Here is a 23244-nt window from a genome sequence, read left to right as displayed (position 1 = left end):
ATATGTCACATTGCGCAGAGGGTGCCAAGAGAGCGTGCAGCAGGGAGATTTCGGGATGCGCGGGCTATCGGAAGTCCTCACCGGGCATGTGAACGCGTGACGTTCCGCGCACAGATCCGGAGGCATCCGATGCACGACGACCGCACGCTGGTGGAGGGCCGCCTCGAACGCGCGCTCCACCAGTTCATCCGCCCCGCCCAGTACGCGGCCCGTACCCCGCTCTCCCTGTCCGTCTGGCACGCCCCGGGCGAACCCGTGCCCGTGACCGAGGCCCTCGACCGGACGTACGAACCTTTCAGCGCCGGTACGGAGTGGGGCAGGCCCTGGTCCACCAGCTGGTTCCGGCTCGAAGGGTCGGTGCCCGGCGAGTGGGCGGGGCGCCGGGTCGAGGTGGTTGTCGACCCCGGGTTCTCCGGCGAGGGTCCCGGGTTCCAGGCGGAGGGCATGCTGTACGACCTTGCGGGTGTCCCTCTCAAGGGCATCCACCCGCGCAATCGCCACCTCACGGTGGCCCCGTCGGCGGCGGGCGGTGAACCGGTGGCGCTGCTCCTGGAGGCGGCGTCCAATCCGTCCGTGCTGGAGCACGGCTTCGCACCGAATCCGCTCGGTGACGTACTGACGGCCGGGGACCGGCCCCTGTACCGGTTCGCCTCGGCGGACCTCGCCGTACTCGACGAGGAGGTCTGGCATCTCGTCCTGGACATCGAGGTCCTGTCCGAGCTGATGCGGGAGCTGCCCGCCGACCGCTCCAGGCGACACGAGATCCTGCGGGCGCTGGAGCGGATGCTCGACGCCCTCGATCTGCACGATGTGGCGGGTACGGCGGCGGCGGGCCGTGCCGAACTGGCCGAGGCGCTGTCCCGGCCCGCGTCGGCGAGCGCGCACCGTGTCTCGGCCGCCGGGCACGCGCACATCGATTCGGCGTGGCTGTGGCCGCTGCGCGAGACGGTACGCAAGGCGTCCCGCACCTTCGCCAATGTCACGGCACTCGCCCAGGACTACCCGGAGCTCGTCTTCGCCTGTTCGCAGGCGCAGCAGTACGCCTGGGTGAAGGAGCACCAGCCGCTCATCTGGGAGCGGATCAAGCAGGCCGTGGCGGACGGCCAGTGGTCGCCGGTCGGCTCGATGTGGGTGGAGTCCGACGCCAACATGCCCGGCGGCGAGGCACTGGCCCGCCAACTCGTGCACGGAAAAAGGTTCTTCGAGGAGGAACTGGGCATCGAGACGGAGGAGATCTGGCTGCCGGACTCCTTCGGCTACACGGCGGCCTTCCCTCAGCTGGCCCGGCTGGCCGGGGTGCGGTGGTTCCTCACGCAGAAGCTGTCGTGGAACCAGCACAACAAGATGCCGCACCACACCTTCTGGTGGGAGGGCATCGACGGCACACGTGTGTTCACCCACTTCCCACCGGTCGACACCTACAACGCCCAGTTCCATGCGAGTGAACTCGCGCACGCCGAGCGGAACTTCGCCGACAAGGGGCGCGCCACCCGCTCCCTGGTGCCGTTCGGGTGGGGCGACGGAGGCGGCGGTCCGACCCGCGAGATGCTGGAGAAGGCTCGCAGGCTCCGGGACCTGGAGGGCTCACCCCGGGTGTCGATCGAGAAGCCTTCGGTCTTCTTCGCGGCGGCCGAGGAGGAGTACGGGGCACAGGCGCCGGTCTGGTCGGGCGAGCTGTACCTGGAGTTGCACCGGGCCACGTACACCACCCAGGCCAAGACCAAGCAGGGCAACCGGCGGAGCGAACACCTCCTGCGCGAGGCCGAGTTGTGGGCCACGGCGGCGGCCCTGCGCACGCCCGGCTACCGCTACCCGTACGAGACGCTGGACCGGGTGTGGAAGACCGTGCTGCTGCATCAGTTCCATGACATCCTGCCCGGCTCGTCGATCGCCTGGGTGCACCGCGAGGCCCGTGACACCTATGAGGAGGTCCGCTCCGAGCTGGCGGACCTGGTGGCCGAGGCCGTGACCTCGCTCGGTGCGGCCGAGGGTCTGGTGGCGCTCAACTCCTCTCCGTACGAACGGTGTCAGGTGATCGAGCTGGACGCGGAGGCGGCCGGGGTGCTGCCGTCCGGTGCCCATGTACAGGACCTGGGCGAAGGGCGCGCGGCGGTGCTGTCCCGGACGCCGGGGCTGGGTGCGGGGCTGCTGGACGGCTCGGCCGTCCCGGATCACCCGGTCACGGCGGTCACAGCGGTCACGGCAGTCACGAGCGGCTCGATCGACGCGGGAATCACGACCGACACGACGATCACGGCCGACACGGGAATCACGACCGACACGACGGCGGACGACGGGATCGTGCTGGACAACGGGCTGCTGCGGATCACCGTCGACCGGGACGGGCTGGTCGCCTCGGTGCGCGATCTGGTGGCGGGGCGTGAGGTCCTGGCCCCCGGCCTGCGCGCCAACCTCCTCCAGCTGCACCCGGACCACCCCAACCAGTGGGACGCCTGGGACATCGACCGGCACTACCGGCACAGCCGTACCGATCTGACCGGCGCCGACTCCGTCTCCCTGATCGATGAGGGGCCGTTGCGGGCCGCGGTCCGCGTGGTGCGTTCGTTCGGGAAGTCCACGATCGTTCAGGAGCTGCGGCTGACCGCGGGAAGCCGGCAGCTCGACATCGAGACCGAGGTGGACTGGCAGGAGTCCGAGAAGGTGCTCAAGGCGGCCTTCCCGTTGGATGTCCACGCCGACCGTTCCACGGCCGAGATCCAGTTCGGCCATGTCCATCGCGCGACGCATGACAACACGGGCTGGGACGCGGCCCGTTTCGAGATCTGCGCCCACCGCTGGCTCCGGGTCGCCGAGCCGGGTTACGGCATCGCGCTGCTCAACGACTCGACCTACGGCCACGACGTGACGAGGACGCCCCACGAGTCCGGGCTCGGCACGACCGTACGGCTGACACTGCTGCGCGCTCCGCACAGTCCGGACCCGGCAACAGACCTCGGCACGCACCGGTTCCGGTACGCGCTGGCCCCCGGCGCCGAGGTCACCGATGCGGTACGGGAGGGCCTCGCGCTCAATCTGCCGCTTCGCGCGGCCGTGGCACCGGCCGTTCCGTCGCTCGTGGACACCGAGCACCCGGCGGTGACCGTGGAGTCCGTGAAGCTGGCCGAGGACCGCAGCGGGGACGTGATCGTGCGGCTCTACGAGTCGGCCGGCGGCCGGGCCGAGACTCGTCTCAGGGTCGGATTCCCCGTCGTAGGGGCCCGGATCACCGATCTGCTGGAGCGGCCACTGCACCCGGCGGACACGGACGAGGACGGTCTCGTCCTGGCGCTGCGGCCGTTCCAGATCCTGACGGTGCGGCTGACCCCGGCGTAGGCGCGCCCCTCATCACGGCCGCGCCCGGCCCGTGCGTCGCCCGGCTCCCGCTCCTGCCTCGCCCCCGCCCCGGCCCCTCACCGCGAGGTCAGGGGCGGGGGACGTTGCGCAGATTGGAGCGGGCCAACTGGAGCATCCGGCCCACTCCCCCGTCCAGCACGATCTTGCTGGCGGAGAGCGCGAAGCCGGTCACCATGTCCGCGCTGATCTTCGGCGGGATGGACAGGGCGTTCGGGTCGGTGACCACGTCGACCAGTGCGGGGCCCTTGTGCTTGAAGGCGTCCTTGAGGGCGCCTTCAAGCTGTTTGGGCTTCTCCACCCGCACCCCGTACGCCCCGGCGGCGCGGGCGACGGCGGCGAAGTCCGGATTCTTGTTCGTCGTACCGAACGACGGCAGACCCGCCACCAGCATCTCCAACTCCACCATGCCCAGAGAGGAGTTGTTGAAGAGGACGATCTTCACCGGCAGGTCGTACTGGACCAGGGTGAGGAAGTCGCCCATGAGCATGGTGAATCCGCCGTCGCCGGACATCGACACGACCTGCCGGTTCCGGTCGACGAACTGGGCGCCGATCGCCTGCGGCAGCGCGTTGGCCATCGAACCGTGACTGAACGAACCGATCACCCGCCGCTTGCCGTTGGGCGAGAGATAGCGGGCCGCCCATACATTGCACATCCCGGTATCGACGGTGAACACCGCATCGTCGTCCGCGAGTTCGTCCAGTACCGAAGCGACGTACTCCGGGTGGATCGGCACATGCTTGTCGACCTTGCGGGTGTACGCCTTGACCACGCCCTCCAGCGCGTCGGCGTGCTTCTTCAGCATCCGGTCGAGGAACTTGCGGTCGGTCTTGGCCTTCACCCTCGGCGTCAGACAGCGCAGTGTCTCGCGCACATCTCCCCAGACCGCCAGATCGAGCTTGGAACGCCGGCCCAGGTGTTCGGGACGCACATCGACCTGGACGATCTTCACATCGTCCGGGAGGAAGGCGTTGTACGGGAAGTCGGTGCCGAGCAGGATGAGCAGGTCGCACTCGTTGGTCGCCTCGTAGGCGGCACCGTAGCCGAGCAGCCCGCTCATGCCGACGTCGTACGGGTTGTCGTACTGGATCCACTCCTTGCCACGCAGTGCGTGGCCGACCGGGGACTTCACCCGCTCCGCGAACTCCATCACCTCGGCGTGCGCGCCAGCGGTTCCGCTGCCGCAGAACAGGGTCACCCGTTTGGCCTCGTCGACCATCCGGCAGAGCTTCTCGATCTCCTCGTCCCCGGGCCGTACCGACGGGCGTGAGGTGACCAGGGCGTGTTCGATCGACTTCTCGGGGGCGGGCTGCGAGGCAATGTCACCCGGCATCGAGACGACGCTGACCCCGCCGCGGCCGATCGCGTGCTGGATGGCCGTCTGGAGAAGGCGCGGCATCTGCTGCGGGTTGGAGATCATCTCGTTGTAGTGGCTGCACTCCTGGAAGAGCAGCTCCGGATGGGTCTCCTGGAAGTAGCCGAGCCCGATCTCGCTGGAGGGGATGTGCGAGGCCAGGGCGAGCACCGGGGCCATGGAGCGGTGGGCGTCGTAGAGCCCGTTGATGAGGTGCAGATTGCCGGGGCCGCACGATCCCGCGCAGGCGGCCAGGCTGCCGGTGATCTGCGCTTCCGCACCGGCCGCGAAGGCGGCTACCTCCTCGTGCCTGACCTGGATCCAGTCGATGGCCGCGTTACGCCGGATGGCGTCGACCACCGGATTCAGGCTGTCGCCGACCACGCCGTACATGCGCTTGACGCCCGCCCTGACGAGGATGTCGACGAACTGCTCCGACACGTTCTGCTTGGCCATGGGTGCGCACCCTCTCTACCTGTGCTCCGTGCACTGTCGGCTGTCCGGACTCCGGAGCCCGAAACCTCGGCCGGACGGTCTCCGGAGTCCATCAACCCACGGCCCGCGGGGTTACGCCTCCCAGACGGCCGCGCTCGTACGGTCGTCGGCGTACCCCTTGACCCGGAGCTGGGTGTCCACGAGGAAGGCGGGCAGCCCCGGTGGCACGGGGTCCGCCCAGCGCTCCGCGAGCTCCGCGGCGAGCGCGGGCTCACCGCGCATCGGTTCGGCGAGCCCGTCGCTGCACAGCAGGAGCGTGTCCCGGGGGCGGGCCACGGACGCCCGGAACCGGAAACGCTCGGAGCGCGGCGACGGGGGGACCCCGGCATACGGGGACACGGACGGGGACGGGGGTGTCGTGGTCCGGAGGTCCATGGTCAGCCGGTTGCCGTCCCGGCCCTCCTCGCCCACCGTACGGTCCCCCGCCGCACCGTCCCCCGCCGTCCTGGTCCCCGGCCCGGTCCCGGTGGCCGCCGCAGCTCCCGCCCTCGGGTCTTCAGCGGTTCCGGTGGCCAGTGCGGTTCTCGGGTCCTTCGCGGTTCCGGGGTCCTTCGCGGTTCGGGTGGCCACCGCCTCCCCGACAACGGGTTCGAGGTCGTGCCAGAGGCCGTCGCGCAGCCGGAAGAGCCCGCCGCTGCCGACGCCGAAGAAGACCCGGGTGCGGCATTCGGGGTCGGCCGGGAGCAGCAGGCAGCGCAGCCCCGCGGTGTACTCGTCCGGTTCGAGGCCCAGTTCGGCGGCACGGGCGCGCAGCTTTCCGTAGGTGCGGTCGGTGAGCCGGTGGAGTCCGGACTTCAGATCGCCCCGGCGCCCGGCCCTTATGTCCTCGGCGAGCCGTGCGTGGCTGCGGCCGACCGCGCCGCCGATCCAGCGGCAGGCATCGGCCGCCGCGAGATGCACCCCTTCGGCGGCACGGGCGCCGCTGGCCATCGCGACGAGGACGAGGGCGCTCTCGGCGGTCCCGAAGCGGGCGGTCAGCAGGGCGTCACGCCGTGGTTCGCCGCGGAAGCGCGCCGAGTCCCCTCGCACGGAGGCGGCGCGCAGGGTGTACGTGCCGTACCGGGCGCCGTCGAGCACGGTGTCGGGGACGAGCCCGTCCAGGGTGAGCGACGTGGAGACGGGCAGGGTGGCGGGTTCGGCGTCGTAGGTGGGCGGCCGGTCTCCGAGATACCCGACGACGGGGCGAGGGGCGGGGGCGGCGGCCGGGGCCCGCTCGCCGGCGTCCGCGTCCGCGACGGCGTCGGGTGCCCGGCGCGGTTGCGGTGGCTCGGGCGGTGGTGAGGGTGGGGTTGGCGGGACGGGAGCGGCGAAGGTACGCGGCTCCGGCGGCCCGGACCGCGGCTCCCAGGGCGCACGAAAGGAGACGGTGGCGGGCGGCGGGGACGGCACGGGGGACGGAGACACGGGCGGCGGAGGCGACGTCGGCGGCACGTCCGGGGCCGGGGCCGACTCAGGGGCCGACTCCGACTGCGGGCCCGGCACCGGCCCCAAGCCCGGCTCCGGCCCCGCCTCCGCATTCTGCTCAGGCCCCCTCTCCGGAGTCTGCTCGGGCCCCACCTCCGGACTCTGCTCCGGCTCCGGCGGCAGGCCCCGGGGCCGGTGGGCTTCCGCCCCGGGGGCGCCGTGGCCCCCGCGTACCACCGCTGAGGTCACCGTGTCCGACACGGAGTCGAAGCGGTCGTCGAGACTGTCGGCCGTGCTGCTCGGGCCGGTGTCCGGCGCCGCCTCGTCGTACAGCTCGCGCCACCAGTCGTCCTCGTGGGCGGCGGGCGTCTCCCCCTGCTGACTCATGCCCATATTGTCCACCGCGAGGGGCGCACGAAAACGGGTCATCCGGAAAATGTGGCCCGTAAAAGAGGTCCGCCGGGCGGCCCCACCCCCCACGGGAAGGACGCCCGGCGGACCGGTCGGTGCGATGCGGTCAGTGCGATGCGCGGTCGGCGCGACGTGCCGACGTCACATGGCGGTGTCACATGGCCGGTGTCACATGGCCGATGCCACTTAGCCGATGTGACGTGCCACTGTGACATGGCGCTGTGACATGTCAGCGGTGACTCACCGATGTGATCAACGCACTGTATAGGCGTCCTTCACGGTCTGCACGACGGAGTTGCCATTGGCGTCCGTCAGTTCGGTCTTCAGGGTGACCGTCTTGCCCGCCGCGCCCTTGTGGTTCACGGTCGCGGTCCAACGGCCGCCCTGCTGGCCGGTGGTGGCCGGGGACCAGGTCTCGCCACCGTCGTACGAGAAGGAGACCTTGGCACCGGTCAGCTTGCCGGGTGTGTAGCCGGCGTGGCCGGTGACACCGAGGCCGATCTTCTGGCTGTCCGTGGCGGGCAGGGTCTTCATCCCGTCCGACGGGACGTCGTAGCGGGGGAAGAGCAGCGGGATGCCCTGCGAATAGACGTCCGCCTGCCGCTCGGAGCGGAACTTCCACGTGGTCTCCGTCGCCGTGGAGCGCTTCCACACCGCCGCCGGCTGGCCGATCTTCGTGGTCGACAGGGTGAGTTCGTACGCGCGGTCCTCCGCCGGGACGGTGAACGCGCCGAACGGGTAGCCGCTGCTGCCGATCTCCTCGCCGCCGCTGGTGAGCCGCATGCTGCCGAGGTCACCGAACGAGCCCTGCTCCCCGACGTGTTCGGTGTCGGTCACGAATCCGGGGGCGACCCCGATCACGTTGTCCTGCCGTTCGGCGGCGAGGGCTTCCTTTCCGGCGGCGTCGCGCGGGGCGCCCGGCGTCAGGAGACCCCGGTACCACTCCTCGGTGCGCTGGTGTCCCGCCCGGTAGGTACGCGTCCGGTCGGTCATGAACTCGCCCCAGGGGAAGCTGGAGGAGAGCATCTTCTGCCAGCCGCTGTCGCCCGCCGAGTAGTACTCGGTGCGCTTGCCGGGGGTGGCGAGCGTGTCGAAGCCGGAGGCGGCGAAGGTGCCGCCGTACGGCCGGGTGACCAGCAGCGTGTCGACGAAGTCGGCGGCCACGCCCATCGAGTCGTGCGTGGCGGTGACCGAACCGAGCTTCTTGTCGCGGACCTTGTACGTACGGTCCGACGTGATCCGACCCGTCTCGGGGAAGGCCAGGTTGTAGACGAACGGGCTGACCGCCGTCGCCTTCCAGGACACCTCGGCCGGGCCCTTGGCCAGCGCGGCGGTCAGGACGGCGGCCTCGTCGGACGTGAGTCCGAGGACCGGCAGCGGAGCGGTGCCGTAGCCGATGCCCGGCTGCCAGTCACCCGCGGAGGGGCGGTGCACGATGAGTGCCTTGGCGCCCGCGGTCCGGGCGGCGCTCGCCTGGGAGGTGACGCCGGCGCCGTCGGCGACCTTCACCAGCGCGATCCTGTCCTTGACCCCGGCGGCCGCCAGCTCGGCGGGGGTGCCGGTGCCCGCGTCGACGACCTCGGCCCGGCCGGCGCCGTCCAGGTTGACGGAGCCCGTACCCGCGGGTCGGGGATGCAGGGCCGGTCCGCCGACCAGGGAGAACTTCTCGATCTGCGGGGCGTAGGCGCGCCAGAAGCTGTCGAACTCGAAGTCGCCGTCACGGGCCGTGCCCTGGACGTCGACCAGATAGTTCTTGACGATTCGGTTGCCGGATATGGAGCCGGAGTGCAGCCAGGCCCCGTCCCACGAGCGCCCGAACGCAAGGGTGGTGGTGCGGGTCTCGGTGGCCCGGTCCTCGGTCTTCACCGTGAGCTTGTGCGCCTTGCGGGCGTCCAGCACCACGGTGGTGTCCTTGGTGACGTTCAGCTGCGGCCTGGCGAGGTAGCCGACGGACTCGACGAGCTGCCCGGTGGCGTCCTTCGGGTCGGGCGAGCCGATGAAGCTGGAAACGAAGTACGCGCCGGGGCGTACCTGGTACGTCTGGTCGGCCGCGCCCTCGTTGAAGCGCCGTTCGCCGGACGCCGTGTCGGTGCCGATGACATCGAGCGAGGAGACGCCGTCGGCGGGCTTTCCGGTGCGGTCGATGAGCTTGACGCGCAGGGTGACGGTCTCGGGGGCCACGTACAGGGAGAACGGGGTGGCGGCCTTGACGCCGTCGGCGGTGGCCAGGACGCGTCCGGTGACATCGCCGTACTGGCTGCTGTCCAGGCGTGCGTCCGGGTCCAGTTCCAGGGGGACCCGGACCGTGGCGCCGGCCGGGACGGTGACGGACGTGCGGCCGAGTTCGGCGATCTTGGAGCGGACGGCCGAGCCGTCGTTCCCGGTGACGCCCGCGACCTTCAGCGACAGCTTGACCGGCGTCTTGCCCAGGTTGGTGTAGGGCACGTCGACGGTGGTGCGGTCGCTCCTGTCCTGCGGCCAGTTGAACGTGCCGCCCTGGACGGCCGGGGATCCGACGACGGCCGTGTCGATGGCACGCGCGACATCGAGTCGCCCGGCCCCGGTCTCGCGTACATCACCGGGGACGGCGCTCTTCGCGGAGGAGACCAGGGCTGCCTTGACCTGCTGGGCGGTCCAGTCGGGGTGGCGCTGCTTCACGATCGCGGCGGCGCCCGCGACATGCGGGGTGGCCATCGACGTACCGGACATCGACCGGTAGGCGTACGGTCCGCGGCCACCCGCCGCGGCGGCCGAGATGGCGACGCCGGGGGCGGCGATCTCGGGCTTGAGGGTGTGCGAGCCGATCGCCGGGCCTCGGCTGGAGAAGTTCGCGGTGGAGTCGTCGCGGTCGACGGCGCCGACGGTCAGCACGCTGGGGGCGCAGCCGGGCGAGGAGACGGTGTTCAGCGTCGGGCCGATGTTGCCCGCCGCGACCACGAACAGGGTGTCCTTGCTGTGGCCGAGTTCCTCGGCGGCCAGGCTCATCGGGTCGGTGCAGTCGGTGGGGGCCGCGCTGCCGAGGCTCATCGAGACGACATCGGCCTTGTTGTCGACGGCCCACTGCATTCCGGCGATGATCCAGGAGGCGGCGCCGGACCCGCTGTCGTTGAGGACCTTGCCGACGAGGAGGTCGGCGCCGGGCGCGACGCCCTTCTTCTTCCCGTCGCTCGCCGCGCCGGAGCCGCCGACCGTGGACAGCGTGTGGGTGCCGTGGCCCTGGCGGTCGTCGGTGGAGTCGGAGTCGGTGAAGTTCTCCGAGGCGGTGATGCGGCCCTTGAGGTCCGGGTGTTCGGCGTCGGCGCCGGTGTCGAGTACGGCGACCTTGGTGCCCTTGCCGTCGTAGCCCGCCGCCCAGGCGAGGTCGGCTCCGACCTGCTTGGTCGACTTGTCGAGATTGGCTTCGACCTTGCGGTCGAGCCAGAGCTTCTTGAGCCCGGCGGCGGAGCGCGACCGGGGTGCGGTGAGGTCCGCCCAGAAGGCGTCGGTCCGCTTCTTGTCGGCCCGGAGCGCGACGCCGTCGATGACATCGAGGACCGCTCCGCGCTCGGCTCCGCGCGGGGTGGGCGGCGCGCTGCGTGCGGTGTCCGCCCGGTAGGTGGCGATCAGCGGCACGGTCGTGGAGTGCGCGTCGTCGTAACCCTGGCGGATCAGGCCGGTGACGTTGAAGAGTTCTTCGTCGACCGTGCCCGCGGCGAGCGCCTCGACGGCGGTGTCCGGGTAGACGTACAGGTCCTTGCCGGACTGCCGGGTCTGCACGAGGGGTACGGTGCCGTCCTCGCGGGGCAGCGCGGCGGCGGACGCGGCGCCCGAACTGTCCGTGCTCACCCGCACCTTGTCGCCCGTGACCAGGGTCACGGTGACCGGCTTCCCGTCCTTCGCGGCGGCGGCCGCGCTGCCGGTCAGCGGTCTCTTCGCGGTCACGTCGTCCGGTGGCGCCGCCACGGACGGTGCGATCGCGGTGACGGCGAGGACGGCTGCGGTCGCCGCTCCCAGTGCCGTACGCGATATCGGGCGCATCGCTCTCCCCAGGTCAATCCGGAATGAACCAGCCCAAGGGGCGACATTCCAGAGGTTGTTGGTACTGCGGTGGCGCCACATTGACAGAGGGGCCACCGGTACGGGGGATGATGTGTACGGCGGGTTTACGCCGTGGCCTTTTCCCGCCATGGCCGGTCGGCCGGAGCAGGCGCGGCGGCGCGCGATCACGACGCCCGGGAGGGCCGGAGATGCTGGGTGCGATAGGTCTCGACGAGCGACAGGAAGCGGCGTACCGCGCACTCGTCGCGGCGGGGGCCGCGGAGCTCTCCGACCTCGCGCACCGGCTGGCGCTGCCCGAAGCGGACACCGAACGGGCGCTGCGCAGGCTGGAGCAGCAGGGCCTGGCGGCCCAGTCCTCGGCGCGGCCCAGCCGCTGGGTGGCGGCGCCTCCGGGGGTGGCGCTGGGGGCCCTGCTGATCCAGCAGCGGCACGAACTGGAGCAGGCGGAGCTGGCGTCGGCGCTGCTCGCGGAGGAGTACCGGGCGGAGGCGAGCGAGCCGGCGGTGCACGATCTGGTGGAGGTCGTGACCGGGGCGAGTGCGGTGGCGCACCGTTTCCATCAGTTGCAGCTGGGGGCGACCTCGGAGGTCTGCGCGCTGGTCACCGGCAATCCGATCGCGGTGAGCGGCATGGACAACGAGTCCGAGGAGCGGGCGGCGACGCGGGGGGTGTCCTTCCGGGTGGTCGTGGAGCGCGAGGTGCTGTCGCTGCCGTCCGGGATCCTGGAGCTGTCGGCCGCGCTGAGCCGTGACGAGCAGTGCCGGGTGGTGGACCGGGTGCCGACGAAGCTGGTCGTCGCCGACGCGGGCCTGGCGATGGTGCCGCTGACGGGGCGCGGTGCGGAACCGGCCGCTCTGGTCGTCCATGCCAGCGGGCTGCTGGAGTCGCTGATGGGGCTGTTCGAAGCGGTGTGGCGGGAGGCCATGCCGCTGCGGCTGGGCGAGTCCGGGTGGGTACGGGAGGACGAGGTCGGGCCCGATCCGACGGATCTGGAGATCCTGTCGCTGCTGCTGGCCGGGCTGACTGACGCGAGCGTGGCGAAGCAGCTGGACCTGGGGCTGCGGACCGTACAGCGGCGGGTGAAGGGGCTGATGGAGCTGACGGGGGTCTCGACGCGGCTCCAGCTGGGCTGGCACGCGTACGAACGGGGCTGGGTGTCCCGCACCCCGCGCGCCTGAGACCGCCTCGGCCCGCGGATTCCTGTTCCGGGCCCGCGAAGCGGCTCCCGAAGCGGCTCCCGAGTGCTTACTCCCCGAGGCGGCCCCCGAGGCGGCCGCTCAGGCCGCTCCCCGTCCCGCCCCGAAGCGGCTCCCGAACAGGAGTCCACCCAGGAGTCCGCGCAGGTGGCCGGGGCTGCGCTGACGGGCGTAACGCGGTGGTCTCCGGCAGGCTGGTCAGATGAGTGTGTGGCAGCTCGTCGCCGTCGGCCTGGTCATGCTGCTCGGACTGGTCGGCGTGCTGGTGCCGGGCGTGCCGGGTCAGGCGATCGTGTGGGCCGCGGTGCTGTGGTGGGCGCTGACGGACCAGGGACCGGCCGCCTGGGGCGTACTGATCGGCGCAACCGTCGTACTGCTGCTCAACCAGGCCCTGAAACCGCTGCTGCCACCCCGCCGCCCCGCCGAGTCGGGGGCGCCCCGCAAGAGCTTGATGATCGGCGGGGTGGCGGCGATCGTGGGGTTCTTCGTGCTGCCGGTGGTGGGCGGGATCGTGGGGTACGTCGGTGCGATCTACGGTGCCGAGCGGCTGCGGCTCGGCAGCCGGGGGGCGGGCTGGGCCTCGGTCCGCTCGGTGATGCGGGCCACCGGCTACTCGGTGCTGGTGGAGCTGTTCGCCTGTCTGCTGGTGGCGGGCGCCTGGCTGGGCGCGGTGATCCTGGGCTGAGCCGCGCCACTCCGCGTACCGGCCTGGACTCATGACTGAACGCTGTCCAGAGCCACGGATACACATCGGATCTCTGCACACCTATTGACGCACAGACCCCACCTGCCTACCTTCCCTGGAGAAATAGCTCGGATGAATTGATGTGCTCACGCCTGCGTACGAGCCGCCAGGAGACGCCTTGCCCACAGCACCGGAACCGTCCGCCGCCGTTGCCGCTCAGCCGGAGCCCCGTCCCTCCGCCGATGCCCCCGTGCCCTCCTCCCCCTCCCGAAGGGCCGTTCTCGCCACCGGCACCGCACTCGGCGGCGCGCTGGTGGCAGGAACTGCCACCGCCCCGGCCGGCGCCGCCCCGCCGTCCCCCTCCACGACCGCGCACGCCCCCGCCCCGGTGCACGCCCCCGCCGACAGTTGGCGCACCGTCCTGGACGACGCCGACCTGCTCTGGCGGAAGCTGCCGAAGACCTGGTACGAGGGCCCGTATCTCGGTAACGGCCGCCTCGGCTCGGGGATCTACGCCGAACCGGGCGCGCAGAGCAACGCCATCCGCTTCAACGTCCAGCACTCCGAGGTCCAGGACCACCGCCCGGAGTTCGGTTCGCTCTTCGGTCTCGCCCGGCTCCCGATCGGCCATTTCACCCTGGAGCCGGTCGGCACGATCACCGGTGTCGAGTGGTGGATGCGGCTGCGCACCGCCGAGCTCGAAGGCACCGTCACCACCACCGAGGGCACCCTGAAACTCCGCGCCTTCGTGCACTCCTCCAGCGATGTACTCGCCGTCGAGGTCACCCCCGACGCGGGTGAGCAGGGGTTCGGCTGGGTCTTCCACCCCGCGGAAGCGATCAGTCCGCGGGCCGCGTTCAAGCCGCTCCCGGAGGGGTACACCGGCAATCCGCCGGCCGTCGTCGAACGGCACGGCGAGGTGTCCGCGGCCGTCCAGCCGCTGCTCGCGGGCGGGCAGCACGTCACCGCCTGGCGGGACCACGCCCGCGGCGATGTGCGCACGCTGTACGTCACGGTCGCGCACTCCCACCCGCGGACCACGGCCCGCGACCGGGCGCTGCGTACGGTGCGGACCGCGTCGGCCCTCCCGTACGCGCTGCTGGCGCGGCCCCACCGGGCGTGGTGGGACCGGTTCTACCGGAAGAGCTTCCTCTCGCTGCCCGATGCCCGGCTGCAGCGCTTCTACTGGATCCAGCTGTACAAGACCGCTTCGGCGGCCCGCAGGGACGCCCCGGTGATGGCCACCTCGGGCCCCTGGCTGGAGCCCACCCCTTGGCCCAACACCTGGTGGAACCTCAACGTCCAGCTGGAGTACTGGCTGATCCACGGCTCCAACCACCTCGAACTCGACGCCGTCACCCGCGCCCTGAGCGAATTCCGCGACCAGCTCTCCCGCGAGGTGTCCACGCCCTACCGCGCGGACTCCGCGGGCATCCCCCGTACCACCGACCCCCAACTGGTCAACGGCGCGGCGGTGGCCGAGGGCGGCTACGGCGTCGGCATCCCCGGCCAGGACTCGCCCACCCCCGAGGTCGGCAATCTGACCTGGGCGCTGCACAACGTCTGGCTGTCCTACCGGCACACCATGGACCGGTCGATCCTGCGCGACACGCTCTTCCCGCTGCTGCGCAAGGCGGTCAACTACTACCTCCACTTCCTCACGCCGGGCGCGGACGGGAAGCTGCATCTCCCGGCCACGTTCTCGCCCGAGTACGGCGTCAACGCGCCGGACTGCAACTACGACCTGATGCTGCTCCGCTGGGGCTGCCGCACCCTGATCGCATCCGCGCGGGAACTCGGCGTGCGCGACCCGCTGACCGCCCGCTGGCAGGAGGTCCTGGCCAGGCTCGCCCCGTACCCGGTCGACGGCGACGGCTTCATGATCGGTGCCGGAGTGCCGTTCGCGAAGTCCCACCGCCACTACTCGCACATGCTCGCGGTCTACCCGCTGTACGAGATCACCGGCGCCACCGCCGGGGAACGCGCCCTGATCGAGAAGTCCCTCGCCCACTGGGTCGGCTTCGAAGGCGCGCTCCAGGGCTACACCTTCACCGGCGCCGCGTCGATGTCCGCGCTGCTGGGCAAGGGCGAGGACGCGCTGAAGTACCTCGGTGAGCTGATGAGCCGGTTCATCCAGGCGAACACCATGTACAAGGAGTCGGGCCCGGTCATCGAGACCCCGCTCTCCGCCGCCCAGTCTCTGCACGACATGGTGTGCCAGTCCTGGGGTGACGTCATCAGGGTGTTCCCCGCGCTGCCCGCCGCCTGGCAGGACCTGACCGTGCACGACTTCCGCACCCAGGGGGCGTTCCTCCTCAGCGCGGTACGGGAGGCGGGCCGGACCCGCTGGCTCCGGCTGACCAGCGAGGCGGGCGCGCCCTGCGTCGTACGTCACGGCATCGAGGGGCGCGTCGAGATCCGCGACCGGCGCGGACGGCCGCTGCGTCAGGCGGAGGTCGCGCCCGGCACCGTACGGATCGAGCTGCGCAAGGGTGAATCCGCGCTGATCACGGCACGGGGCGACCGCCCGGACCTGACGATCCGCCCGGTCGCGTCCGACGGGGAGGCACCGCGCTGGGGCCTGCCCGTCTGAGCACGCCGGACGGCGGGCTTGCGTCCCGGGGCGCGGGTCCCTGCGCCGAGGCAGGGGTGCCGTACGCGTGTGAGGCTGATCCCATGACCGAATGCAGCGAGGCCGAGCGCGCGTACCTCACCTCCCAGCGGCTGGGACGGATGGCGACCGTCGATCCGGCGGGCCGGCCGCAGGCCAATCCGGTCGGCATCCATCCGCAGCCGGACGGCACGATCCTGATCGGCGGATTCGCCCTCGCGACGACGAAGAAGTGGCGCAACCTCCGGACCAACCCGAAGGTGGCCCTCGTCGTCGACGACATCGTGAGCCACCGTGGACGGTGCGGGGCGTCGACATCAGGGCCGATGCCGAACTGCTCGTCGGACCGCACGACCTCGGCCCGCACTTCAGCGAGGAGCTGATCCGCATCCACCCGAGGAAGGTGCACAGCTGGGGCCTGGACGAGCCGGCCTGAGCGCGCGCGGACGCGCCGCCACGGACCCGCGTGCCATCACTGCGGCGACGACGTCAGGGCCGCGTCCAGCTCCAGATGACGCACGGCGTACGACCGCCACGGCCGCCAGGACTGCCGCGTCCCGGCGCCACGCGCCGCGTCCGGGTCCACATCGGGATCACCGAGCGCCCGCATCCGGATGAGCGCCGCGGTCCGCGGGTCCATCCCCGGCAGCCGGAGCAGCGCCCACTCCGCCTCGTCCCGGTCCGCCCCGGCGTCCAGCCGTACGTCCCCGTCGGCCAGCGCGGCCGCCAGGGCCACCAGCGCGGGTTCCTCCACGGCACCGGCCAGCACTCCGGGCTCGGGAAACACATGGGTGAGCCCGCCGCACGGCACGTCCAGCACCTTCCCGTACCGCTCCACCAACTCCTCGGCCCGCGCCCGCCCCACCAGCGTCCGTACGGCGAACTCCTCCGGGTCCGCGGTGCCCGGCGAGCGCAGCCCCGGCCGCGCGGCGACGAGCGGCGCGAGCCGGGGGTGGGCACCGAGCGCCTCGTCGACGGCGTACGGATCGGCGTCCAGGTCGAGGAGCCGGCGCAGCCGCTGTACGGCGGTGGTGAGGTCGCGCAGGTCCGTCAGCTGGATCCGGGCCTCCAGCCAGGACCCCGGGGACGCCTCGTCGACGGCGACGATGCCCGCGCCGTACGGCAGCCGCAGCGTGCGCCGGTAGGTCCGGCGGCCGGGCGGCCCGCTGATCTCCTCGATCCTTGCCACGGTCGCGGTACCGAGCAGATCGAACACCTGCCGGGCGGCGTACGGGCCGCGGTGGGCGAGCCGCAGGGGGATTCCGGCCCGGCGGCCCTCCCGCGCCCCCGCTCCCAGGCCCGTTCCGGCCTCGGTCCGCAGGGAGCTGGGCGTACGGGCGTAGATCTGGCGGATCGTGTCGTTGAACTGGCGCACGCTGGCGAATCCGGCCGCGAAGGCGATCTCGGTGACCGGCAGATCCGTGGTCTGGAGCAGGACCCGGGCGGTGTGCGAGCGCTGGGCACGGGCGAGCGCGACGGGGCCGGCGCCCAGTTCGGCGTTCAGCTGGCGCTGGACCTGCCGGGGGCTGTAGCCGAGGCGGCCGGCGAGACCGGGAACGCCTTCCCGGTCCACCACCCCGTCGCCGATCATCCGCATGGCCCGGCCGACCACATCGGCGCGTACGTTCCACTCCGCGGAGCCGGGCACGGCGTCCGGGCGGCAGCGTCTGCACGCCCGGAAGCCGTTGCCCTGGGCGGCGGCCGCGGTCGGGTAGAACCGTACGTTCGCGCGCTTGGGGGTGACGGCGGGGCAGCTCGGCCGGCAGTAGATGCCGGTGGTCACGACGGCGAAGAAGAACTCTCCGTCGAACCGTGCGTCGCGGCTGCTCACCGCCTCGTAACTGGTCTCTTCGTCCATCACACCGTCCAGTGTGCGGCAGCCGCCGCTGCCGCACTCGCGGTTTTCGGACGTCGAACCGGCCGGTGGTGACTAGCGCACCCGGCCGCGCTTGGCCTGCATCGCCGCCCTCCCCTCGGCGCCCTTGCGCTTCCAGTCCCGCAGCATCTCGGAGCGCACCCGGGCGTCGGTCTTGGCGACGATGCGCTGGTTCTCGCGCAGCAGCTTGCGGTAGCTGTCGAGGCGCCGCTCGGACAGCGACCCGTCCTCGGTGGCGCCGAGGACCGCGCAGCCGGGCTCCGCCTCATGGGCGCAGTCGTGGAAGCGGCAGTGCCGCGCCAGGTCCTCGATCTCCGAGAAGACCTGGCCGACCCCGGCCTCCGCGTCCCACAGTCCGACCCCGCGCAGCCCGGGGGTGTCGATGAGGACGCCCCCGTGCGGCAGGACGAGGAGGTTGCGGGTCGTGGTGGTGTGCCGGCCCTTCCCGTCGACGTCGCGGGCGGCCTGCACCTCCATCACGTCCTCGCCGAGCAGCGTGTTGGCGAGGGTCGACTTGCCCGCGCCGGAGAGCCCGAGCAGCACGCTCGTACTGCCGGAGACCACGGCGGCGAACACGTCGAGCCCTTCGCCGGTGGCAGAGCTGACCGGCAGTACCTGCACTCCGGGTGCGACGGCCTCGATGTCCTGGACGAGGTGGGACAGGGTGGTCACGTCCGGCACCAGGTCGGCCTTGGTGAGCAGCACGATCGGCTGCGGATCGGTCCGCCGGGCCGCGGTGCCGTCCCCCAGCAGCGCGTCACCGCTGGAGCTGGACATGGCGAGCGCGAGGAAGCGCTCCAGTCGCCCGAGGTCGAGCTCGACCGCGAGCGAGACGCAGATGGCGATGTGATCGATGTTGGTGGCGAGCACCTGCCCTTCGGAACGCTGCGAGGACGTCGAGCGGACGAAGGCGGTACGCCGCGGCAGCAGCGTCCGTACGAACCGGGGGTCGCCGTCGGGGTCGAGGGCGACCCAGTCCCCGGTGCAGACGATCCGCATCGGGTCGCGGGGCACCACGAACGCGGTGTCCGCACGGAGTGTGCCGTCGGGGGTGACCACGTCGCACTGACCGCGGTCCACCCGCACCACGCGGCCGGGCAGGAGTCCCCGCTCGGCGTACGGGGCGAAAGCGGTCGCCCAGTCGTCGTCCCAGCCGTAAGGAGCCAGCGGGTGCGACGAGGACGGAACCGGAAGAATCGGGAAAGACAAGGGAAACCCTTCACAAGGGCGGCCCCGGCACCGCGCTCTCGGCGCGGGAAAGTTCAGGAGAAGGTCAGCCGGTGGCCACAGGGGTGAGAACGATGCTCTTCTGGTTGTGGGCAGCGCCCATCGCAACGACAGTCATCAATGTCCTCACCTCCTGGTTCCTTGCGGTATGTCGCCCCGCTGCGCGGAACGTTGCACACCATAGCCCGCCCCCGCCCGGCAGCGTCAACAGGTTTTCCACCGGCACCCGATGGGGCCCTCGCGGGGGCCGCGGCAAGGTATTCGTCGGAGATACCCGCAGATCTCCCTCGATCAGGTGAAACGGGTGCACAACGTCCGGTCTCGGGCCGTTAGGGTGCCGAGCATGACCTCACCCCAGACCGCCACCGGCACGTTCACACAAGCCCAGTTGGGCACCCAGATCCTCATCGGCTGGAGCGGCGGACACCCCGACCAGGAGCACGATGTCGCCTTCCTTCTCACCTACTCGCTGGGCGACGGGCAGGACGGCCCGGAGGTCGGCGAGGCCGCTCTGCGCACGGCCCTGACGCGCGCGGGCCTCCAGGTCGGCGGTGGCGTCCAGGACGCCACCGAGACGCCGGGACTCCAGGTGAAGCTGCTCGTCCAGGCCGGACAGGCCGTCCTGACGATGCCGCACCTCAAGGCGCAGTACACCGTCCCCGCGGAGTGGCTGGCCGCCGCCGAGTCCCAGGGCCAGGTGTACGGGATGTTCGCCACCCGGCCGTGGCCCGAGGCGGTGCCGGGACAGCCGGTCAGCGAGGAGCAGTTGCGGGCCTTCGCGGCGAACGAGGACGTGGTGCGGACTTCCGCCCACTGCCTCCTGCCCGTACGCGCCCTGGCCTGATCCCTGGCCGCTCCGCCCGGTCGCGACGATGCCCACCACCCCCCGTGGAGTGGTGGGCATCGTCATGAGCGGTGCCGTGGTGACACACACGGGCGGCCCGGAGGAAGAACCTCCGGGCCGCCCGCACTCAGTGGTGTCAGTTGTTGCCGACGCCGTTGCCCGAGAGGACCGGGATACCGTCCAGGACGTGCGACAGCGGCTCGTCGCCCTTGGCCTGGGTGGAGTTGTCGGCGCACTGCTGGTTCTGCGGGTTGGACAGGACGTTGACGTCCTGGACCGTGATCGGCACGAGGCCGATGAGCGAACCGACGTTGACCTTGGCAGGCAGCCCGATGCAGAGCTTGTTCAGCGTGCCCTGGACGAGCTGGTTCTGCGGGCTCCAGTCACCCTTGGTCACGCTGTTGCCGAAGGCCTGCGAGGCGCCATTGCCGTTGAGCGTCGTGGTGCCACCGTCATTGCCGATCGCCATGGCCGTGGGAGCCGCGGCCGCGGACAGACCGATCAGGGACACAGCCACTGCCGCGCCGGCCATCATCTTCTTCATCAAGCTTCACCTTTCGGAGCGTCCCGTTGTGGAACGTACTGAACAACCGCCGCCGACGAGATCGGTTGCGCAGTACCACTCAAATGGGTGTGATCCGGCGCAAGGTCGACGCCGCGCGTTCATGTCCCGGCGGCCTCGTCCGAGGTACGCGCCGCGGGGACGAAGCCGCCGCCGCGGCACCCCGCGGGCTCGTGGGGCGCGGCCGCTCCGGGGCTCCGCCCCGCCGCCCGCCACTCGGCGACGAGCCGGTCGTAGATCGGTGTGCTGTCCTGCGCGGGCTGCGGCCCGCTCCGCGGTTGACGTCTGTCGTACTGATCCATGAAGAGGCCCTACCCGAACCGGGAGGGAACGTCAGCCGGTACTGCGGCATCCGGACCAATCACCCGCCGCGGGCACGACGAAGGACCAGCACATCCGGGCTGCCGAAGAACGGTCGCCGTACGGATGGACTGGCCCCACGCGTGATCAGGCACTGTGGACAGGCGGATTCCCGGCCGCTCCCCGTAAGCCCGGGGAACTCAGCGCCGGGGGTCCGGAGTTACGCGGCCTCAGTTGTTGCCGACACCGTTGCCCGAGAGGATCGGGATGTTGTCCAGGATGTGCGACAGAGCCTCGTCACCCTTGGCCTGGGTGGAGTTCTCGGTGCACTGCTGGTTCTGCGGCGAGGACAGGACATTGAGGTCCTGGACCGTGATCGGCACGAGGCCGATGAGCGAGCCGAGGTTGGCCTTGGCCGGCAGGGCGATGCAGGGCTTGTTGAGCGAACCCTGGATGAGGGCGAACTGCGGGCTCCAGTCACCATGGGTGGCGGAGTTGCCGTAGGCCTGCGAGGCGCCGTTGCCGTTGATCGAGGTCGTGCCGCCGTCGTTGCCGATGGCCATGGCGGAGGGGGCCGCAGCAGCGGAGACACCGACGACCGAAGCAGCGACCGCTGCCGAGGCCAGAATCTTCTTGATCATGAAAAAGCCCTTCGTGGGATAATCTTTTGCCCGCCTATCCGGAGCGTCCTGATCAACTCTGTCCGGCGGGGATTGGTTGTGCTCATTCACTCGAACGATGCTTATCTCTTCCGTGAATCCGAAGAATTCACGGAAGCGGGCACCGGAGAGAAGGTGAAGCGGTGGAGAACTGCGCCGTACGACGGTCAGCCGCCGAGGGGCACCCCGCCGAGCAGCGGAGCGGCGGTCTCGGCCACGCCGGTGGCCCCGTTCGCCAGCTTGCCGACGGTGCCCTCCTTGTGTACCGCCTCGGCGGCTCCGCCGACCGTGTCGATCAGCGGGTCCACCGCCTGCGGGGCACTGGCCATCACCTGGTTCAGGCCGCTGTCGAGGCTGAAGTTGGGGGCCGTGTCCGTCACGGCGAAAGCGGGAGCAGCCGTTCCGAGGGCGACCATGGAACCGGCAACGAGCGCGGCAGTCTTCGCGTACTTCACTTCTGGTTCCCTTCTGCGCGGCATCTGTTTCGGCCACGTTCCCGTGCCGCACACAAGGTCTCTTTACCTGTGACTTCTGCCGCTTTGCCGTGAATAACGATCCGGCCATGAACGGGAAACTGTGCGGCCGCAGATTTTTCCCGCCTCCAGAGGTTGGACAATGGGGCCGGAACGAAGCCTGCACGAGAGGCGCACGGGGAAAATGGGAAGGCCCCGGATCGACGTGCGCCGATCCGGGGCCGACCACGGTTGGGCCATCGGCTCAACCAGTCACCATTCAGGCGTTGATACAGGTGTTGCCGAAGCTCGGGTTCAGCAGACCGATGACGTTCACGGTGTTGCCGCAGGCGTTGATCGGAATGTGGACCGGGATCTGCACGACGTTGCCGGACAGCACGCCCGGGGAGCCCACGGCGATGCCCTCGGCGCCCGCGTCGGCCATGGCCGGAGCGGCGAAGCCCAGCGCCATGAGGGTTCCGGCGGCGACGGCGGCAATCTTGGTGTACTTCACTTTCGTCCCTTTCTGCGGGGGAGTCCGGAGCGATACGACTTTCGTACCGCCCGAGCGTGATGCTGAGTGCTCGCGACTCCGACGCTGTAATTCGTAACGATTAACGGCCGAGATCGAAACTCTTCCGTGAGCAGATTCTCGGGAACCGCCCGAATGACGCAACTATCAGTCGATCCACGCCATGGAGAGGCTCATATGACGAACAGACATACACATGCCCGCGAGTACAGCAGCAGGCCCGGTCCGCTCGGTGGAGGAACGCCGGCGGTCCGGGCCTGGTCGGTGCGGCTGATCAGCCGTTGTGGGCACCGTTGCCGGAGAGGATCGGGATGCTGGACAGGATGTGCGACAGAGCCTCGTCACCCTTGGCCTGGGTGGAGTTCTCGGTGCACTGCTGGTTCTGCGGCGAGGACAGGACGTTGATGTCCTGAACCGAGATCGGCACCAGGCCGATGAGCGAACCGGCGTTGGCCTTCAGCGGCAGACCGATGCAGGGCTTGTTGAGCGAGCCCTGGATGAGACCGAACTGCGGGCTCCAGTCACCGTGGGTCTCGGCGTTGCCGTACGCCTGCGAGGCGCCGTTGCCGTTGATCGAGGTCGTGCCGCCGTTGTCGCCGATCGCCATGGCCTGCGACGCGCCGAGACCGAGGATGGAGGCGGCGACAGCGCCCGTAGCCAGAACCTTCTTGATCACGATGAACCCTTCTCGTATCCGGTTGCCCCGTACCGGAGCCCCCTGACCAACTCACGACCCGGCAATTGGTTCTCTGCATTCACTCGAATGCCTGGCGCTCGGGGCGCATTGACCTGAGGCACGCCCGATGTCCACCCCGTCCGGGTGATCCCTTGGCCGCGCGTGCGACGAATCCCCGCCCGGCCCGGCCCTATCGGCAGGGACAATCACCGTGAAGGCGATTCGTGAAGGAATTGCGACCCTTCGACGGAGCCTTCACGGCCGAACGTGTGAGAAGTGGACGCCCCCACCCACCCTCGATGCGGACGCCCTTGGAGAACCAATCCCCCGAATACCTTTGATCCTTCTACCAATTCCCTCACCATCCAGGCAGGGACACGAACGCCTGTGCGTCATCCGTTCGGATGATTACAGAATTTCCACTGACTTCCAAGTTTCCCCCACAACTCTCGGTCGTTATGGGTGACGTCCAGCGCGCACTTGGTTAACAGCTTTCGGAATGACTTCCGCCGGGGCACACGGCCCCGACGGAGGAAGCGGTACCGCCCGACGATTCCGCGGGCGAATC

General features: G+C 70.6%; 16 protein-coding genes and 1 pseudogene. 6 read left to right on the top strand and 11 right to left on the bottom strand.

Annotation, left to right across the window (positions count from 1 at the left end; genetic code table 11):
- Nucleotides 1-129 precede the first annotated feature (129 nt).
- The gene (locus tag A6A29_RS07560; RefSeq protein WP_073719192.1) at nt 130-3333 is read left to right on the top strand and encodes an alpha-mannosidase; all 3204 of its coding nucleotides are present in this window, start codon (nt 130-132) and stop codon (nt 3331-3333) included.
- Nucleotides 3334-3421: 88 nt separating this feature from the next.
- On the opposite strand, the gene A6A29_RS07555 is transcribed toward A6A29_RS07560, so the two are convergent.
- The 3 genes from A6A29_RS07555 to A6A29_RS07545 all read right to left on the bottom strand — a co-directional run bounded on the left by A6A29_RS07555 (nt 3422) and on the right by A6A29_RS07545 (nt 11035).
- The gene (locus A6A29_RS07555) at nt 3422-5164 is read right to left on the bottom strand and encodes a pyruvate dehydrogenase (protein ID WP_073719191.1); all 1743 of its coding nucleotides are present in this window, start codon (nt 5162-5164) and stop codon (nt 3422-3424) included.
- 111 nt (nt 5165-5275) lie between these two features.
- Nucleotides 5276-6994: a protein phosphatase 2C domain-containing protein gene (locus A6A29_RS07550; RefSeq protein WP_079182624.1), complete on the bottom strand. Its 1719-nt coding sequence runs from the start codon at nt 6992-6994 to the stop codon at nt 5276-5278.
- A gap of 276 nt (nt 6995-7270) precedes the next feature.
- The gene (locus tag A6A29_RS07545; protein WP_073719189.1) at nt 7271-11035 is read right to left on the bottom strand and encodes a S8 family peptidase; all 3765 of its coding nucleotides are present in this window, start codon (nt 11033-11035) and stop codon (nt 7271-7273) included.
- Between the two features lie 209 nt (nt 11036-11244).
- On the opposite strand from A6A29_RS07545, the gene A6A29_RS07540 reads away from it, so the two are divergent.
- The 4 genes and pseudogenes from A6A29_RS07540 (at nt 11245) to A6A29_RS07525 (ending at nt 15984) form a co-directional block, all read left to right on the top strand.
- Entirely contained in the window at nt 11245-12234 is a 990-nt protein-coding gene (locus A6A29_RS07540; RefSeq protein ID WP_073719188.1) for a helix-turn-helix transcriptional regulator, read from the top strand.
- Between the two features lie 220 nt (nt 12235-12454).
- Entirely contained in the window at nt 12455-12937 is a 483-nt protein-coding gene (locus A6A29_RS07535) for a DUF456 domain-containing protein (RefSeq protein ID WP_073719187.1), read from the top strand.
- Nucleotides 12938-13187: 250 nt separating this feature from the next.
- Nucleotides 13188-15530 carry a glycosyl hydrolase family 95 catalytic domain-containing protein gene (locus A6A29_RS07530; protein WP_073719186.1) on the top strand — a complete coding sequence of 781 codons (2343 nt, stop codon included), beginning with the start codon at nt 13188-13190 and terminating at the stop codon, nt 15528-15530.
- Between the two features lie 83 nt (nt 15531-15613).
- A pseudogene (locus A6A29_RS07525) lies at nt 15614-15984 on the top strand (PPOX class F420-dependent oxidoreductase).
- Between the two features lie 36 nt (nt 15985-16020).
- On the opposite strand, the gene A6A29_RS07520 reads toward A6A29_RS07525, so the two are convergent.
- Nucleotides 16021-17406 carry a DNA-3-methyladenine glycosylase 2 family protein gene (locus tag A6A29_RS07520; RefSeq protein WP_073719185.1) on the bottom strand — a complete coding sequence of 462 codons (1386 nt, stop codon included), beginning with the start codon at nt 17404-17406 and terminating at the stop codon, nt 16021-16023.
- 72 nt (nt 17407-17478) lie between these two features.
- Nucleotides 17479-18633 (bottom strand): ribosome small subunit-dependent GTPase A, encoded by a 1155-nt coding sequence (gene rsgA, locus A6A29_RS07515; RefSeq protein ID WP_073719184.1) that lies wholly within the window; start codon nt 18631-18633, stop codon nt 17479-17481.
- 361 nt (nt 18634-18994) lie between these two features.
- Between rsgA and A6A29_RS07510 the strand changes: the two genes are divergently transcribed.
- Entirely contained in the window at nt 18995-19495 is a 501-nt protein-coding gene (locus A6A29_RS07510) for a DUF5949 family protein (protein WP_073719183.1), read from the top strand.
- A gap of 136 nt (nt 19496-19631) precedes the next feature.
- Here the strand turns inward: A6A29_RS07510 and A6A29_RS07505 are convergent, their stop codons facing one another.
- The 6 genes from A6A29_RS07505 to A6A29_RS07480 form a co-directional block, all read right to left on the bottom strand.
- Nucleotides 19632-20039, bottom strand: a complete 408-nt coding sequence (locus tag A6A29_RS07505) for a rodlin (protein WP_073719182.1) — start codon at nt 20037-20039, stop codon at nt 19632-19634.
- Nucleotides 20040-20158: 119 nt separating this feature from the next.
- Entirely contained in the window at nt 20159-20359 is a 201-nt protein-coding gene (locus tag A6A29_RS07500) for a hypothetical protein (protein ID WP_073719181.1), read from the bottom strand.
- 228 nt (nt 20360-20587) lie between these two features.
- The gene (locus A6A29_RS07495; RefSeq protein ID WP_073719180.1) at nt 20588-20998 is read right to left on the bottom strand and encodes a rodlin; all 411 of its coding nucleotides are present in this window, start codon (nt 20996-20998) and stop codon (nt 20588-20590) included.
- 185 nt (nt 20999-21183) lie between these two features.
- Nucleotides 21184-21471, bottom strand: coding sequence for a hypothetical protein (locus A6A29_RS07490; protein ID WP_073719179.1), 288 nt, complete (start codon nt 21469-21471; stop codon nt 21184-21186).
- Nucleotides 21472-21748: 277 nt separating this feature from the next.
- A complete protein-coding gene (locus A6A29_RS07485) occupies nt 21749-21982 on the bottom strand; it encodes a chaplin (protein WP_073719178.1) in 234 nt (77 codons plus the stop codon).
- Between the two features lie 292 nt (nt 21983-22274).
- Nucleotides 22275-22676: a rodlin gene (locus A6A29_RS07480; protein WP_073719177.1), complete on the bottom strand. Its 402-nt coding sequence runs from the start codon at nt 22674-22676 to the stop codon at nt 22275-22277.
- Between the last annotated feature and the right edge of the window lie 568 nt (nt 22677-23244).

Origin of the sequence: Streptomyces sp. TSRI0281, assembly GCF_001905125.1 — a bacterium.
In the GTDB taxonomy this organism is placed as follows: Bacteria; Actinomycetota; Actinomycetes; order Streptomycetales; family Streptomycetaceae; genus Streptomyces.
Note: the sequence above shows the minus strand (reverse complement) of the source record. Positions and strands in the feature narration are given on the sequence as shown.